We start from the raw sequence: 15,214 nt of genomic DNA, 5'->3' as shown, positions 1-15,214 counted from the left end.
GCACTATGCCCAGAGCACGCAAGGCAACAACAGAGACCGAGGAGGCAACACCGAAGACCCGCTCCACCCGGCGCAGGCGCACCCGCTCCGCGAAGGCAGAGTGGGAAGAAGAGGAAGGTATCGGCGGGAACATTCCTCCCCAGCTTCCTCTGGTGCCGGTGCGCGATCAGGTGTACTTCCCTCAGATGGTGTTTCCCCTGTTTGTGGGGAGGGAACGCTCGGTGCGTGCTCTGGAAGAGGCGATGGAGAGCGACCGACTCATCGCCCTCGCTGCGCAGAAAGAGGTCATCACCGAGGAACCCGAACCCGAAGATATCTACGACGTGGGCATCGTGGTGGAAGTGCTGCAGGTGCTGCGCATGCCTGACGGAACCCTGCGCCTGATGCTTCAGGGCATCGACCGCATCCGCATCACCCGCTACGTGCAAACCGAGCCTTTCATCCTGGTGGCGGTAGAGCCCCTGCCCAGTCAGAAACAGCATGACCTCGAGATCGAGGCGCTGATGGGCATCGTGATATCGCTGTTCGAGCAGCTGGTGAACGCAGGTAAGAACATTCCGCCGGAAGTGCTGTTAAGCGTCAGCAACCAGAGCGACCCCGAACGCATTATCAACACCGTCACGCCCTATCTGCCCGTTCGCGTGGAAGAGAAACAGCAGATTCTGGAAATGACGAACGTGCGCGAGCGGCTCGAGCGGCTGGTGATTATCATGCGCAAGGAGATAGAAATCCTGGAGCTGCAGAAGACCATCCGCTCGCGCGTGGAGAAGGAGATGGGCGATACCCAGCGCGAGTTCTTCCTGCGCGAACAGCTGAAGGTCATCCAGCAGGAGCTGGGTGAGCGCGACGAGCGCACGAGCGAGATCGAAGAGTTCCGCCAGAAAATCCTCGCCGCGGGCATGCCCGAAGAGGTACAGGAACGCGCCTTCAAGGAGCTGGAGCGACTGGAGAAGATGCCCTTTGCCGCGCCAGAGGGCGTGGTAGTGCGTAACTATCTGGACTGGCTGGTGTCGCTGCCCTGGGGCACAGCTACCGAAGATAATTTGGAGATCGCCGCTGCTGCGCAGGTGCTGGAAGAGGACCACTACGGCTTGCAAAAGGTGAAGGAACGCATCCTCGAGTTTCTCGCGGTGCGCAAGCTGGCAGGCAGCGCGATGAAAGGACCCATCCTGTGCTTCGTGGGACCGCCCGGCGTGGGCAAAACCTCCATCGGCAGGTCCATCGCCCGTGCGCTGGGACGCAAGTTCGTGCGCGTATCGCTGGGTGGTGTCCGCGACGAGGCGGAGATACGTGGCCACCGGCGCACCTACGTGGGCGCATTGCCCGGGCGTATCATCCAGGGTATCCGTCAGGCAGGCTCGCGCAACCCAGTGTTCATGCTGGACGAAATAGACAAGCTGGGCATGGACTTTCGCGGTGACCCATCCTCCGCCCTGCTGGAGGCTCTGGACCCCGAACAGAACTACGCCTTCTCCGACCACTATCTGGAAGTGCCCTTCAACCTGCGCGAGGTGATGTTCATCACCACTGCCAACCTGCTGGACCCCATCCCCCCTGCCCTGCGTGACCGGATGGAAGTCATCGTCTTTCCGGGATACACCGAAGACGAGAAGATGAACATCGCCAAAGGGTTCCTCGTGCCGAAGCAGCTGAAGGAACACGGTCTCACTGCAGAACAGTGCCAGTTTACCGACGCAGCGATACAGCTCATTCTGCGCGAATACACCCGTGAGGCAGGCGTGCGCAACCTGGAACGTGAAATCGCCTCCGTATGCCGCAAGGTGGCGCGCGCGGTGGCTGAAGGGCAGATAGAATCCAAGAAGGTGATGCCTGAAGACATCCCCGCCTATCTGGGCGCACGGAAGTATCACTACGGAACAGCGGAGGAAAAGGACGAAGTCGGCGCGGCAACAGGGCTGGTGGTCACGCAATTCGGCGGCGATATCGTCTCTATTGAGGTCAGTGTGTTGCCCGCCACCAAAGGGCAGCTGCTGCTCACCGGTCAGCTGGGCGAGGTGATGAAAGAGTCGGCACAAGCGGCGCTCACCTACATCCGCTCCCGCGCCAGCCAGCTGCAGATAGACCCCGAGTTCACCCGTAACGCGGATATCCACATCCACGTGCCAGAGGGTGCGGTGCCCAAAGACGGTCCCTCCGCTGGCATCACCATTGCCACGGCGCTGGCGTCGGCGTTTACGGGGCGTCCTGTCCGGCGTGACGTCGCGATGACAGGCGAAATCACCCTGCGTGGGCGCATCCTGCCCATCGGTGGGGTAAAGGAGAAGGTACTGGCGGCGCATCGCGCGGGCATCCGCGTGGTCATTCTGCCCGAAGAGAACCGACGCGACATGGACGAAATCCCTCAGCAGGTGCTGAACGATATCGAGTTCCGCTTCGTGCGCCACATGGACGAGGTGCTACAGATTGCGCTGGTAGACAAATAACCTTCCTATGCCAGCCACGCTACAGAGTAATTGCAAGTTGTCGCTCACCACCTGCACGCTCCCGTTCGTAATCACACCCGCCGTGCCTAACGGGTCAAAGTGATGCCATCCGGTGTTTCGGCGCACCAGCGAGATGCCCTGCGGATACAGCGCACTTGTCGCCCAACTGCCACCCCCCAGCGGCTTCTGCTGCTCCACCAAGTCGCCAGCACCGCACGCTACCCCACAGGGATACCGCGTCCATACCCCGTTCAGGTAGTCCTTCCGCCAGCGACGACCGCCGTCAAAGCCGTAGCCATACTCATACGCCAGCTGCACGTTGCCCCCGCTGTAGTCCCGACGGATGCGAACCAGCCTGCCCGCCAAACTGAAATCTTCGGGGTACGCCCACTACGTAGATTGCGCCTCCTCACAGTCGTGCGATGACCTGTTCCAGGTATTTGGCTAGTTGCTCTTCCTCTTTGGTAGGACGAACCTGCTTGCGTACACGCGGCTTGCCGGGCTCGGCGGTCTCTAACCACACCCGAGTTAACAACCACTGACGATACACTGTTAACAGATATTTGACGACTCGCCGCTGGGGAGGAGGAACAGATGCGGCTACCTCCTCTGGCGCAGGGCGCTCACTCGGACCCTTCGTTTCTGTAATCCGCCTCCACAGTGACGACGAGAGCATTTTCTGCAGCGTATTGGAGAGCACATCCCTGCCCTTCCAGAGATTCATGCGTGGCGCATCCTGCCTGTAGGCCATGGCAAGCATGTAGCCCACAAACGGCGAGGCAGTCTCTTCATATCCCGCCTCCAGCCACTTCAAAGCTTCCCACAGCCCACGAAAATCTTGTACCGCCGATGGTTGTGGGTGTGTATCCAGCCAATCCAGAAAAAGCACGATTCCGTACCTTACTTTGTCAGAAGTACTGGCTTGTTGCCCAGACACTGCGGCATGGAAGCGTGCAATCTCAACTTTGAGAAATCCCTTGTTGTCCATTGCCAGCAAGGTGTAAACGGGCAAATCACCGGGATGTCTCTTCGCAATCTCTCGCAGCAGCTGCCCGTCTACTGATTTGCCCTGCGGTAACTCCTCGGGCAAGAAGACGACAATTCCATTGCGCAAGCGGGACATAAATACGTCTTTGTATCTCAGCTGCGCTTGTGTAGAAGCACAAAGAAGCATGGATACGGTAACTGCAATGCAGACACAGAATCTCATCACGCATCTCCTAGTCAGGGACAGGCGGTGGGGGCACAGTCAACTCTATGAAGCCTATTGATTTTTCTGATGAGGAGCTAATTCCTTCCCAACGCACATCTCCTGCGTATCCCCGTACATCCCACTTACTGCACGTTCCTTGTCTTTCAGTCCATGAAATGGCACCAAAGACGGCAACTCTCTTAAAGGGAGGCACCGTCACCTGGTCCTCTCTTGAGAACGTTATACTTTTCGTTACACCTATGGAGATACCTGTCTGAACCTTAAATACTTCTGCTCCCCGTCCGTCAGGGACGGCACCGCCAACAGAACCAGTTTCTGTAACCTGAACAACTACGGACTCCTCAAGTTTTAGGTTCCGCTGCTGAGCTGCTAACGTCTGGTTATCGAGAAGACACAAGTACGTCCAATCCTCAGGATTGGTGGCAAGAGGACGCGGATGTAGATGCGTCAGCAAGTATTGTGCATCCTCCCACCAATCCTCATACACCTCGTGGAACCGCATGTAGTAGTTAGCCGTCAGGTTGGCGCTGTCTGCACTATCCACAAGGCGCAAGTGGATATGGTCTACCTTACCAGGTACCACCACTGGAAACCCAAGCAGATTTGTCGCAACGTAGGTTACCGAGAAGGGCTCCACCGGCGTCGGCATCCACGTTCCCTCGTCGTAGGCGCCAGTGAGGGAACTATACCAATGGTAATAGCTATCACCGCCCCACACCCCAAACGGGGCGACGCGGTAGTCTACGACTGTCCGGGCATCCATGCCATAGCAAATTGGGGCTAGCGTGTCACCATACATGGTACCGACGTTATCCGGTAGATTCAATACACGCACAGGCTGGGTCTGTCCATTGACAACCTGAACCTCACGATGGTAGGTAGGGTCCAGAGTGCTGGTAATCACCGCCCCACGAGTATCCTCGTCTACGGCGAAGCTTGCACTGGCATAAACCTGACCATACTGGTTTGCTGGGCAGTGTCCATGTATCTGGGAGTCCAACGTGGCAGAGACACGGATTTCGGCGATACCGTTTTGTATCACCGGTGTACGCTGGATCAAATACACGCCCCACGAATTTCCCGTCGCTGATTGCCCCGGATGGTACTGCCATCGGTAAGGCGCCCCCCATCCATTGTCGGCAGAATGGGCAAATAAGGAGGGCGCCGAGGCTCCTAAGGGCCCCCAGCCCAGCCCCCACCCCGCACCAGCTGTAATCGTGAGGTAAACCCTTGTCGGCGGGTTCGGTGCGGGATTGCCGTTAGCGTCAAGCCACTGCCATACTGCGGTTACCGTACCGTCGGCACGAGCGCTAAAGTCTGTATTTGAGCTATAGGACAGAATGGGTGTCCAAGGCAGAGGCCAGCCGTGGTTGCTCCAGTGATACACTACCGGCCAGTTACCATAGGGAGGACGTGGAGAAAGGTCATATACAGTGGAACCTTGTGCTTCGTAATGCTTAACCCATCTGCCTTGAGCCTGGGATTGGAGAGGTGGAACCATGACGCAAATAGCAAGCACAGTCCACATTGCCGCATGTAACGCGTGCATTAAGTATTTCTTAAGAAGTAGCTTTATTCCCGCCCCCGTAGTACTGCAAAATTCAGTATTCTATCCTTCATAACGAAGCTGAAGATGCACACAGTAGCCAGTGTGCGCAGGCAAGCAAATCGTCGTAACATTTTGTGAGCACCCTCCTTTGTGGTGTTGTGATGAAAAGCCGTCTGGAAATTTTCGTCCACACTACGGGAGATGCGCTACTGGCTACAGTATAGCACCTTCCTACATGGTTGTCAAGCGTTTTTGAGGGTGTTCGAGAAGTGGTAGGGGTCAGGCAATTGCAATAGTCTCGCAGAGTTGGCGACACAAAGCGACATCATCTGTCATTCTGAGCGAAGCGAAGAATCTCTTCTGAGGTGCTGAGATGCTTCGCTTGCGCTCAGCATGACAGGAAAGTGTCGCTTCAGTCGCTGGAACAAGCCGCGAGGCGATTTATCGAACACCCTCACCGTTTTTGCGGGGGGGTGGGAAAAATTTCTCGAATCTCGCCAAAGGTTGCGCCCTGTGTTCTTGCGAGGGAGCGCAGCGACCAAAGCGATCTCCTGCGCTGTGGTGGATGCGGGCGCACTCGTAAAAGCTCTGCAACGGCTCGGTGGGAGCCTCGCCCTCACGGGGTTGGAAAGGGGGTGTATCCGTCATCACCCCTGCCGGTGCTGGGCTAGCGGTTGACGATTCCCCCCTCACTCCTGTATAATTCCTTCACCAGTCCTTACATCAGTATGCTTAAGGAGGCGTATCGCTAACTTGATTATCGTACTGAAACCCCATGCGACAGAACAAGACATCGAAGAGCTGACAGAGAACATCAAGGCGCGCGGGTTTGGCGCGCACGTGTCGCGCGGCGTCGAGCGCACCATCATCGGCTGTATCGGCGTCATGGACGCGGAGAAGGCGACGCTTTCCGAACAGTTTTACGCGCTGCCTTATGTAGAACAGGTTATCATTATCTCCAAACCCTACAAGCTGGTCGGGCGTCCTTTCCGACCGGAGGGTACCGTCATCAACGTCAGGGGGGTGCAAATCGGGGGCAATCGCCTGACGATAATGGCAGGTCCCTGCACCATCGAGTCGGAAGAGCAGCTGATGGAAACGGCTCGATTTGTCAAACGGATGGGTGCGCACATCCTGCGCGGCGGCGCGTATAAGCCCAGCACCTCTCCCTACTCGTTTCAGGGCATGGGCGAGGAAGGTCTCAAACTGCTTGCCGCCGCACGCGAAGAGACGGGATTGCCCATCATCACGGAGGTAATGGACACGCGCGATGTAGAACTGGTCGCGCAGTATACCGACATCTTTCAGGTGGGCACGCGCAATATGACCAACTTCGCCCTGCTGAAGGAGATTGGCAACACCAATATGCCCGTGTTACTCAAGCGCGGCTGGGCGTCCCTGATCGAGGAGTGGATGCAGGCGGCGGAGTACATCGCCTCACGAGGCAACTACAATATCATCCTGTGCGAGCGGGGTATCCGCACCTTTGAAACCTACACCCGCAACACTTTCGACATCAACGCCATTCCCGTTGCAAAGGAGATCTCGCACCTGCCTGTAATCGCGGACCCCTCACATGGCACAGGCAAGGCAAGTCTCGTGCCCCCCATAGCGGCAGCGGCGATTGCGGCGGGCGCAGATGGCATTATAGTGGAAGTGCACCCGCAGCCCGAACGCGCGCTGAAGGACGGACCGCAGTCCTTGCGCTTCGAGGCGTTCGAAGAGATGATGCAGAGGCTGCGTGCCGTTGCGTCTGCAGTGGGAAGAAGCATCTAGGAGGATAGCATGGCGGAAGCGATTTGCGAACGGCTGTGCATCATCGGGGTCGGGTTGATTGGCGGCTCCATTGGGCTGGCAGCCCGCCAGCGCGGACTGGCGAAGCATGTGGTGGGCGTGGGACGCAGCGCGGAGCGGCTGAAAACGGCTTTGCAGGCGGGCGCAATCGAAGAAGCCACGACTTCGCTGCAGGAAGGCGTCACTGGTGCGGACATGGTGGTGGTATGCACACCGGTCGGGCTCATCGTGCCCACCATCAAGCTGTGCCTCCAGTGGCTCCCCGAACGGTGCGTGGTGACCGACGTTGGCTCCGTCAAGAGCGGCATCGTGCAACAGGCAACCGACCTGCTGGGCGGGCGTTTCGTCGGAGGGCACCCCATGGCAGGGTCTGAACAGACCGGAGTGCAGAATGCACGCGCCGACCTGTTCGAAGGCACTACGTGGGCGCTAACGCCCAACGAGAAAACCTCACACGATGCCTTGCAGAGGGTCACCGCGCTGGCGGAGGGAGTGGGAGCTCGCGTGCTCATCGCCGACCCCGACGAGCACGACCGCGCAGTGGCTCTGACCAGCCACCTGCCACACGCGGTGGCGCTGGCTCTGGTGCATGTGGCGGAGAATGCGCCTTATCCCCAGCTCATCGGAGGCAGCTTCCGTGACGGCACACGAGTCGCTGCCAGCTCCCCCGACCTCTGGCGCGACATCTTTCTGCACAACCGCGAACACGTGCTCTGGGCGATTGACGAGTTCGCGGGGCAGCTGCAGGAGGTGCGTTCTGCTATCGAGAGTGAGGACGCGGAGACCATCCAGCGCCTCTTTACCGAAGCACGGATGCTGCGACAGGCTTTCGGACTATGAGCATGGTACGCGAAATCATCCCCCTCTCCTCTCCACCTGACGCCTGCGTACAACTGCCCGGTTCCAAAAGCATCACCAACCGTGCGCTGTTGCTGGCGGCGCTGTGTGACCAGCAGGTAACTATTGCACACGCCCTCCACTCGGAGGACACGCAGGTTATGCAGGAGAGCCTGCGGCGATTGGGCTTCGTGGTTGAGCGACCAGACCCTGAGACGCTGACAGTGCTCGGTGCAGGCGGTAAGATACCCGCCTCTCAAGCAGACCTCTGGATTGCCAACGCAGGCACGGCGGCGAGGTTCCTGACGGCTATGGCGGCGCTGGGTGAGGGAACCTATCGGCTGGACGGCACAGAACGCATGCGCCAGCGTCCCATTCAGCCGCTGCTCGACGCCCTGAACGCACTGGGGGCAGAAGCGACTTCCGAGTTGGGCACAGGATGCCCTCCCGTGATGGTTCGGGCGCGTGGGCTGACAGGAGGGAGCGTATCGGTGCGTGGCAATATGAGCAGCCAATTTCTGTCTGCGCTGATGATGGTGGCTCCCTGCGCCAGACAGCCTGTGACCATACAGATCGAGGGCGAGCTGGTATCTGCCCCTTTCGTACAGATGACCCTCAGGATGATGCGGCAATTTGGCGTAGACGCGCAATGGGAAAAGGAGCGCACTCGCATTGTGGTCCCTGCCCCCCAACGATACCATCTGACAGGAGACGCAACCTACGCCGTAGAACCCGATGCCACAGCCGCTTCCTACTTCTTGGCGGCGGCGGCGATAACCGGCGGGCGCGTTTGTGTGCGGGGATTGAACAGGGCTTCCCTGCAGGGTGACATCCGCTTTGTGGAAATCCTGCAGCAGATGGGCTGTTTGGTGCGCTGGCTGCCCGATGGAATAGAGGTCAGCGGTACTGACGCGCTGCGTGGGGTAGATGCAGACATGTCGGACATCTCGGACACTTTTATCACGCTGGCGGTAGTTGCGCCCTTCGCCGATAGCCCCACCCGAATCCGCGGAGTGGAGCACGCCCGCTATCAGGAAAGCAACCGCGTGAGTGCGGTTGCCACCGAGCTGCGAAGGCTGGGCATCGATGTGGAAGAACATATCGACGGGTTAACCATCTATCCGGGCACGCCGCAGCCGGGCACGGTGCAGACGTACAATGACCACCGCATCGCGATGGCCTTCTCCATCATCGGGTTGCGCGTGCCGGGCATCATTATCGCCGAGCCAGAGTGCGTGCAAAAGACCTTCCCCAGCTTCTTTGAGAAGCTTGAAGAGTTACGAGGAGGCGCGAGATGAAGCAGATGGTCATCGCCATCGACGGTCCAGCTGGCGCAGGCAAAAGCAGTGTGGCGAAGCGTGTGGCACAGGCACTGGGCTATCGGTATCTGGACACAGGCGCACTCTACCGGGCGCTGGCGTGGAAAGCAATGCAGCGTGGCTTGCGTCCACAGGATACCCGGTATATCATCGAGATGACGCGCGAAACGCGGGTGGAGCTGCAACAACACAACGGCGAGCAACGGGTGCTGGTGGATGGCGAGGACGTGACGGACGCTATCCGCGCGCCGGAGGTGGGGAACCTGGCATCGCCGATTTCCGCCATTCCCGAAGTGCGCGAGATCCTGCTGGACTGGCAGCGCGAATTCGGAAGGCAGGGGGGCACTGTTGCCGAGGGGCGCGATACCGGTACGGTGGTCTTCCCCAAAGCGGAGGTGAAGATATTCCTGACAGCCTCGCTGGACGAGCGCGCCCGCCGTCGCCACAAAGAGCTGCTGGAGCGCGGCATCAACATCTCCTTCGAGCAGGTCAAGCTGGACATGGAGGCACGCGACCAGCGTGATAGCACCCGTCATGTGGCACCGCTGCGCCCCGCACCCGACGCCGTGGTCATCAACACCGACCACATGAGCCTCGGCGAGGTGGTGGAGGAGGTTCTGCGAATATGCCGTGCCCGGTTCACGAACGAAGCACCACCCTCTACGTAATCTCGCGGTGGGTGGTCTGCCCCATCCTGCGCCTTCTCTTCTGGATGAAGGTAGAGGGGCGTGAAAACATCCCGCCGGGTGCAGCCATCCTCGCCCCCAACCACACCAGCTACATGGACCCGCCGGTAGTGGGGTGCGCCGCCTGGCCCCGCTTCTGCATCTACATGGGTAAAGCGCCGCTGTTCAAAATCCCTGTGCTGGGCTGGTACATCCGTCGCGCCGGTTGCTTCCCTGTGCATCAGAACACTGCCGACCGACAGGCACTGCGCACTGCGCTACAGGTGCTGAGCATGGGCGAGCTGCTGATTATGTTCCCGGAAGGCACTCGCAGCGGGGACGGCTATCTGCTGGAACCGCAGACGGGCGTGGCACTGCTGGCGAAGATGAGCGGTGCGCCGGTGGTGCCTACTGCGATTATCGGCACGCGCGAGATAATGCCCGCAGACCCCCGTCTGCCGCGCTGGCACCGCCTGCAGGTGATTTTCGGCGAGCCGATGCACTACCAGCCTTTTGCCGAGCATTATGAAACCGACCGACAGGCGCGGGAAGCCTTCAGCCGCGAACTGATGCGCCGCATTGGAGAGATGATGGAGAGCCGGGGCTATCGTGCTTTCCGCCCGACGCCGTCGAACACTGCTTCTCGTTGAATCCGCCTTCGCGGTATAATATGCCTGGCTGAGGTGACATCGATGTTACACAGTGTGGAAGACATTATCCGCGCCCTGCAAGAGCATCCCGATTGGCGAGAGCCGTTGCTCAACGCCCTGCTGACCGACCAGTATCGGCAGCTGCCTACCCGCGCTGACCGACTGGAAGAGGCACTGGCACGCCTTGCCGAAGAGAGCGCAAAAACCGACCAGCGGCTGGCGGAGATGGCGGCGCGGATGGAGGAGTCCCGTCGCGAGACCGACCAGCGGTTGCGCGAGTTGTCCGAGAAGACCGACCAGCGGCTGGCGGAGATGGCGGCGCGGATGGAAGAGTCCCGTCGCGAGACTGACCAGCGGTTGCGCGAGTTGTCCGAGAAGACCGACCAGCGGCTGGCGGAGATGGCGGCACGGATGGAAGAGTCCCGTCGCGAGACTGACCAGCGGTTGCGCGAGTTGTCCGAGAAGACCGACCAGCGTCTGGCGGAGATGGCGGCACGGATGGAGGAGTCGCGTCGCGAGACTGACCGACGGTTTGCGGAGATGGCGGCACGGATGGAGGAGTCGCGTCGCGAAACTGACCAGCGGTTTGCGGAGATGGCGGCACGCATGGAAGAGTCCCGTCGCGAGACTGACCGGCGGTTTGCGGAAATAACCACCGATTTACGCGCACTCACCGAAACGGTGCGGAACCTGATACGTCGGTTTGACTCTGAACTTGGCAGCGTGAAAGGGATGACGCTGGAGATGCTGTACCGAGATAACGCCACGACCATCCTGGGCAAACATTTCAGAAACCTGAGACTGGTGGATCGAGGGCAGTATCTGCAGGAGATGCTGGATCAACATCCCATCACCGACAACGAGTGGAAGCAGCTGGTATCGTCGGACGTGATGGTTCAGGGTGTGCATCGGCTGACGGGCAAGGAGTATCTGATGGTGTGGGAGGTATCGTGGGTGATAGACGACCACGATGTGGAGCGTGCGGCAGACAGAGCAGAAATCCTTCGTCAGTGGCAGGCGAATGCACTACCCGTTGTGGCGGGTAAGGTCCTCACCGCCAGTGCACACCAGGCCGCTCAGGAACGGGGCGTCTTGGTCATACTCGATAGTGAAGTGCTGGAGCAAACCGCGCCTGCGTAGGTAAGGGTGGGATTGATGGCGAAGGTGCAGATTGGCGTTCTGGGTGGAGGGCAGTTAGGACGGATGCTCGCACTGGCGGGCTATCCGCTGGGGATACATGTATCTCTGTACGACCCCGACGCTTCCGCCTGTGCAGGGCAGGTTGCGCCTTTGCTGAGCGGTGCGTATGACGATTGGGACACCCTGGCCCGCTTTGCCGAAGGGAAACAGTGCATCACCTACGAGTTCGAAAACGTTCCCCTGCCCACTGTCCAGTGGCTGGCAGAACGGTTGCCCGTACACCCCACGCCACGCGCCCTGCAACTCTTTCAGGATAGACTGCTGGAAAAAACCTTCTTGCGCGACATCGGCATCCCCACCCCCCGCTTCGCAGCCATAGACATCCATTCGCCCGAACGCGCCCTTGAAGTTACAGGATGCCCTTGTGTCGTGAAGACCCGGCGTTTCGGCTATGACGGCAAGGGGCAGGCTGTCGCGCGCTCCGAAGAGGAGTTTCTTCAAACGGTGCAGGAGTTTGCACCACAACCGCTCATTGCGGAGGAGCTGGTGCCGTTCGACCGCGAAGTGTCGGTGCTCGGGGTTCGTGCGCTGGACGGAGAGGTGAGGGTATACCCGCTCGTGCAGAATCACCACCGTGGAGGAATCCTGCGGTTGTCGCTGGCGCCCGCCCCAGATACGTCGGCACAGGTATCGGCTGCTGCGGTAGAATGCATCACGCGCCTGCTCCAGTCGCTGGAATACGTGGGGGTAGTGGCTCTGGAGATGTTCCAAGTGGGCGAGACACTGCTGGCGAACGAGGTCGCTCCGCGCGTTCACAACAGCGGGCACTGGAGTATCGAGGGCGCAGAGACCAGCCAGTTCGAAAATCACCTGCGCGCAATCTGCGGTTTCGCGCTGGGCAGCACGGCAGCGCGCGGCTACAGCGCAATGGTAAACCTGATTGGCGACCTGCCACCTATCCGTGAGGTACTTGTTATCCCGAACGCACATCTGCACCTGTATGGCAAGCAACCCCGCCCCGGCAGAAAGATTGGGCACATTACCGTGCGCGCAGACAGCCCCGACGAGCGCGATGCGGTGCTGGAAAAAGTGTTTTCGGCATACCCTTCGGGACGTCCTTAACGGTTGCCTGCGCGCAACAGGTTCGGCAGGTTCTGGTTCTTCGCGCGGGACTGCTCCGCTAACTGCTCCTTGAAGGCGACCACCTTCTGGTGCAACGCTTCGTCAAATGTCGCCAGTATCTGCACGGCGAGGATGCCTGCGTTGCGTCCACCGCCGATGGCGACGGTTGCCACTGGTACTCCCGCAGGCATCTGCACGATGGAAAGCAGCGAATCCCAGCCCTGCAACTTACTCTCCACTGGCACGCCAATAACTGGCAGGGTAGTGATGCTGGCGGTGATGCCTGGCAGGTGTGCGGAACCTCCCGCCCCTGCGATAATCACCCGCAAGCCCCGTTCTCGGGCGGTGCGTGCGTACTCAATCACGTCCATCGTGGTGCGGTGAACCGACAGCACCCGTATCTCGTAGGGAACGCCAAACTCGTCTAATACCTCCGCCGCCAGGCGCATGGTGGGCAAGTCGGAGTCGCTGCCCATGATAATGCCAACCAGCGGTTGTTGCATCATTGTCCTCCTTTAGCAAGAAGCGTTTACTCCACCAGAATCGTACCCGCTTCCCCTTCCAGAACCTCTCCGATGATAGCGGCGCAAGGGGTCTGATAGTCCTGCAGCCTGCGCAACAGCTCGTCCACCCTTTCTGCAGCCACGGCGATAATCAACCCGCCTGATGTCTGCGGGTCTAACAACACATGTTGCATCGGCAGGGAGATATTCGCGCTCCACTGCAGGTGTTCACCTACATACTCCCGGTTGAGGCTACCGCCACGGGTGGTGTTGCCCTGCATCGCCAGAGGTTCCACCTCCGGCAGAATGGGCACTCTGTCGGAGAAGAGCCGCACAGACACCCTGCTCGCCAGCGCCATCTGATACAGATGCCCCAGTAACCCAAAGCCTGTCACATCGGTCGCCGCGTGAACCCCCACTTCTTGCATCGCCTTTGCCGCCCCCTGATTGAGTGATGCCATGACTCGTATCGCTTCATCCAGCACATCGGGAGGGCACTCGTCAAACTTCGCGGCGGTGGTGATAATGCCAGTGCCCAGAGGTTTTGTCAGCACCAGCAGGTCGCCCGGCTTTGCCCCCGAGTTGGTGACCACCTTGTCAGGATGCACTACGCCCGTCACCGCCATGCCATATTTCGGCTCGGGGTCATCCACGCTATGCCCCCCCAAGATAACTACCCCTGCTTCGCGTGCCTTGTCGTAGCCACCACGCAGGATTTCTCCCAACATCTCTGCAGGCAGGCTGTCGACGGGAAAACAGACAAGGTTCAGCGCGGTTAGCGGAGTACCTCCCATCGCATAGACATCGCTGAAGGAGTTTGCCGCAGCAATCGCGCCGTACCAGTAGGGGTCGTCTACAATCGGGGTGAAGAAGTCCACTGTCTGCACGAGCGCCATCTCTTCGTGGACGCGGAACACCCCTGCATCATCGCGGGTTTCAATGCCCACCAGCAAATCAGGATGGGCAACGTCAGCGAACTGACGCAGCACCTGCGTCAGCTGGGTGGGTCCCAGCTTGCTCGCTCAACCCGCGCAACGTACCAGCTGTGTCAGGCGAAGGCGTTTGTCTTCCATACCGGTTTATGATACCATAAACACGTGTTGGCGAGGAACCATCTCTGCGCCGCGCCATCCCGTTACGGTATAATAGGTGCAGGAGATGGGATGACAGATGGCTCTGGAGACCATAGAAGACATCATCCGCGCGCTACAGGAGCATCCCGAGTGGCGAGAACCGCTGCTCAACGCCCTGCTGACCGACCAGTACCGGCAGATGCCTTCGCGCATCGACCGGATAGAAGAAGCGCTAATGCGCCTCGTGGAGCAGACTGCGGAGACCGACCGACGCCTGCGTGAACTCGCCGAGCAGAACGAGCGGCGGTTTCAGGAGCTTGCCGAATATCAGAAAGCAAGCGACCGTCGAATCGACCAGCTGACCGAGCGAATAGAAGCCCTTGTCGAACGGGTCACTGAAATGCATTATGACCTGAGCATCTTGAAAGGCGTGGCGCTAGAGGACTACTATCGGAACCACGCGACCTCCATTCTGGGCAAGTTTTTCAAGCGGATGCGCGTTGTCGAGACCGGAATCTATCTGGACAACCTCGACGACCAGCGTCCCCTCTCCCGAGAGGACTGGGACGAACTGCGTCTCGTGGACATGCTGTCCACCGGGAGGCATCGGGAAACGGGCGAAGATTATCTGATGGTGTGGGAAATCTCGTGGACGGTCGATGACAACGACGTGCAGCGTGCGCTGGCGCGCGCCGAACGACTGCGCCAGTGGGACATCCGCACCGTGGCGGTGGTGGCAGGGAAAGGCATTACCGGCAGCGCACACGAGCTGGCGCAACAGCGCGGAGTACTGGTGGTACTGGATGGTGTGCCACAGGATGGGTCCGGGCTAATCCACTGAAGACATCCTGTGAGCTATCCCCGGCGGCAACTCTACCGTTGGTATCTCCCCGATGGCGTGATAG

At 59.6% G+C, this 15,214-nt stretch carries 14 protein-coding genes; 9 read left to right on the top strand and 5 right to left on the bottom strand.

Annotation, left to right across the window (positions count from 1 at the left end; genetic code table 11):
• The first annotated feature begins 5 nt into the window (after positions 1–5).
• Complete coding sequence (lon, locus tag K6U75_07930) at positions 6–2,444, top strand: endopeptidase La (protein MCL6474964.1); 2,439 nt, start codon at positions 6–8, stop codon at positions 2,442–2,444.
• On the opposite strand, the gene K6U75_07925 is transcribed toward lon, so the two are convergent.
• The 3 genes from K6U75_07925 to K6U75_07915 form a co-directional block, all read right to left on the bottom strand.
• On the bottom strand, positions 2,418–2,810 hold the full coding sequence (locus K6U75_07925) for a hypothetical protein (GenBank protein MCL6474963.1): 393 nt from the start codon (positions 2,808–2,810) through the stop codon (positions 2,418–2,420). The two genes, lon and K6U75_07925, sit on opposite strands and share 27 nt — an antisense overlap.
• Positions 2,811–2,853: 43 nt before the next feature.
• Positions 2,854–3,567: a hypothetical protein gene (locus K6U75_07920; protein ID MCL6474962.1), complete on the bottom strand. Its 714-nt coding sequence runs from the start codon at positions 3,565–3,567 to the stop codon at positions 2,854–2,856.
• A 97-nt stretch (positions 3,568–3,664) separates the two neighbouring features.
• Positions 3,665–4,306 (bottom strand): hypothetical protein, encoded by a 642-nt coding sequence (locus K6U75_07915; protein ID MCL6474961.1) that lies wholly within the window; start codon positions 4,304–4,306, stop codon positions 3,665–3,667.
• A gap of 1,653 nt (positions 4,307–5,959) precedes the next feature.
• Between K6U75_07915 and aroF the strand changes: the two genes are divergently transcribed.
• Genes aroF through K6U75_07880 form a run of 7 tightly spaced genes read left to right on the top strand, consistent with a single transcriptional unit; the run spans position 5,960 to position 12,733 of the window.
• Complete coding sequence (gene aroF / locus K6U75_07910; protein MCL6474960.1) at positions 5,960–6,982, top strand: 3-deoxy-7-phosphoheptulonate synthase; 1,023 nt, start codon at positions 5,960–5,962, stop codon at positions 6,980–6,982.
• A 9-nt stretch (positions 6,983–6,991) separates the two neighbouring features.
• Entirely contained in the window at positions 6,992–7,840 is an 849-nt protein-coding gene (locus K6U75_07905; protein ID MCL6474959.1) for a prephenate dehydrogenase, read from the top strand.
• Positions 7,837–9,135: a 3-phosphoshikimate 1-carboxyvinyltransferase gene (gene aroA, locus K6U75_07900; GenBank protein ID MCL6474958.1), complete on the top strand. Its 1,299-nt coding sequence runs from the start codon at positions 7,837–7,839 to the stop codon at positions 9,133–9,135. Before K6U75_07905 ends, aroA begins: the two co-directional genes overlap by 4 nt.
• Complete coding sequence (gene cmk, locus K6U75_07895) at positions 9,132–9,824, top strand: (d)CMP kinase (GenBank protein MCL6474957.1); 693 nt, start codon at positions 9,132–9,134, stop codon at positions 9,822–9,824. The genes aroA and cmk overlap by 4 nt, the downstream gene beginning before the upstream one ends.
• Positions 9,782–10,471: a 1-acyl-sn-glycerol-3-phosphate acyltransferase gene (locus K6U75_07890; protein ID MCL6474956.1), complete on the top strand. Its 690-nt coding sequence runs from the start codon at positions 9,782–9,784 to the stop codon at positions 10,469–10,471. The genes cmk and K6U75_07890 overlap by 43 nt, the downstream gene beginning before the upstream one ends.
• Positions 10,472–10,513: 42 nt before the next feature.
• Positions 10,514–11,611 carry a hypothetical protein gene (locus K6U75_07885; protein ID MCL6474955.1) on the top strand — a complete coding sequence of 366 codons (1,098 nt, stop codon included), beginning with the start codon at positions 10,514–10,516 and terminating at the stop codon, positions 11,609–11,611.
• Between the two features lie 24 nt (positions 11,612–11,635).
• Positions 11,636–12,733 carry a 5-(carboxyamino)imidazole ribonucleotide synthase gene (locus K6U75_07880; protein ID MCL6474954.1) on the top strand — a complete coding sequence of 366 codons (1,098 nt, stop codon included), beginning with the start codon at positions 11,636–11,638 and terminating at the stop codon, positions 12,731–12,733.
• Here the strand turns inward: K6U75_07880 and purE are convergent.
• Together purE and selD are read right to left on the bottom strand one after the other, a co-directional pair.
• On the bottom strand, positions 12,730–13,239 hold the full coding sequence (gene purE / locus K6U75_07875; GenBank protein MCL6474953.1) for a 5-(carboxyamino)imidazole ribonucleotide mutase: 510 nt from the start codon (positions 13,237–13,239) through the stop codon (positions 12,730–12,732). The two genes, K6U75_07880 and purE, sit on opposite strands and share 4 nt — an antisense overlap.
• Before the next feature lie 23 nt (positions 13,240–13,262).
• Positions 13,263–14,309, bottom strand: coding sequence for a selenide, water dikinase SelD (gene selD, locus K6U75_07870; protein MCL6474952.1), 1,047 nt, complete (start codon positions 14,307–14,309; stop codon positions 13,263–13,265).
• A gap of 97 nt (positions 14,310–14,406) precedes the next feature.
• Here selD and K6U75_07865 point away from each other — a divergent pair, with 97 nt between their 5' ends.
• Positions 14,407–15,150: a hypothetical protein gene (locus K6U75_07865; protein ID MCL6474951.1), complete on the top strand. Its 744-nt coding sequence runs from the start codon at positions 14,407–14,409 to the stop codon at positions 15,148–15,150.
• Positions 15,151–15,214 lie beyond the last annotated feature (64 nt).

It is taken from the genome of Bacillota bacterium (genome assembly GCA_023511455.1).
Classification (GTDB): Bacteria; Armatimonadota; HRBIN16; order HRBIN16; family HRBIN16; genus HRBIN16.
This window is presented reverse-complemented; position numbering and strand designations above follow the sequence as displayed.

Excerpts from the sequence above, each read along its gene's own strand:
- lon (MCL6474964.1), top strand. The coding sequence starts at position 6 with ATGCCCAGAGCACGCAAGGCAACAACAGAGACCGAGGAGGCAACACCG.
- K6U75_07920 (MCL6474962.1), bottom strand. The coding sequence starts at position 3,567 with ATGTCCCGCTTGCGCAATGGAATTGTCGTCTTCTTGCCCGAGGAGTTA.
- K6U75_07915 (MCL6474961.1), bottom strand. The coding sequence starts at position 4,306 with ATGCCGACGCCGGTGGAGCCCTTCTCGGTAACCTACGTTGCGACAAAT.
- K6U75_07905 (MCL6474959.1), top strand. The coding sequence starts at position 6,992 with ATGGCGGAAGCGATTTGCGAACGGCTGTGCATCATCGGGGTCGGGTTG.
- aroA (MCL6474958.1), top strand. The coding sequence starts at position 7,837 with ATGAGCATGGTACGCGAAATCATCCCCCTCTCCTCTCCACCTGACGCC.
- cmk (MCL6474957.1), top strand. The coding sequence starts at position 9,132 with ATGAAGCAGATGGTCATCGCCATCGACGGTCCAGCTGGCGCAGGCAAA.
- K6U75_07890 (MCL6474956.1), top strand. The coding sequence starts at position 9,782 with ATGCCGTGCCCGGTTCACGAACGAAGCACCACCCTCTACGTAATCTCG.
- K6U75_07885 (MCL6474955.1), top strand. The coding sequence starts at position 10,514 with ATGTTACACAGTGTGGAAGACATTATCCGCGCCCTGCAAGAGCATCCC.
- purE (MCL6474953.1), bottom strand. The coding sequence starts at position 13,239 with ATGATGCAACAACCGCTGGTTGGCATTATCATGGGCAGCGACTCCGAC.
- K6U75_07865 (MCL6474951.1), top strand. The coding sequence starts at position 14,407 with ATGGCTCTGGAGACCATAGAAGACATCATCCGCGCGCTACAGGAGCAT.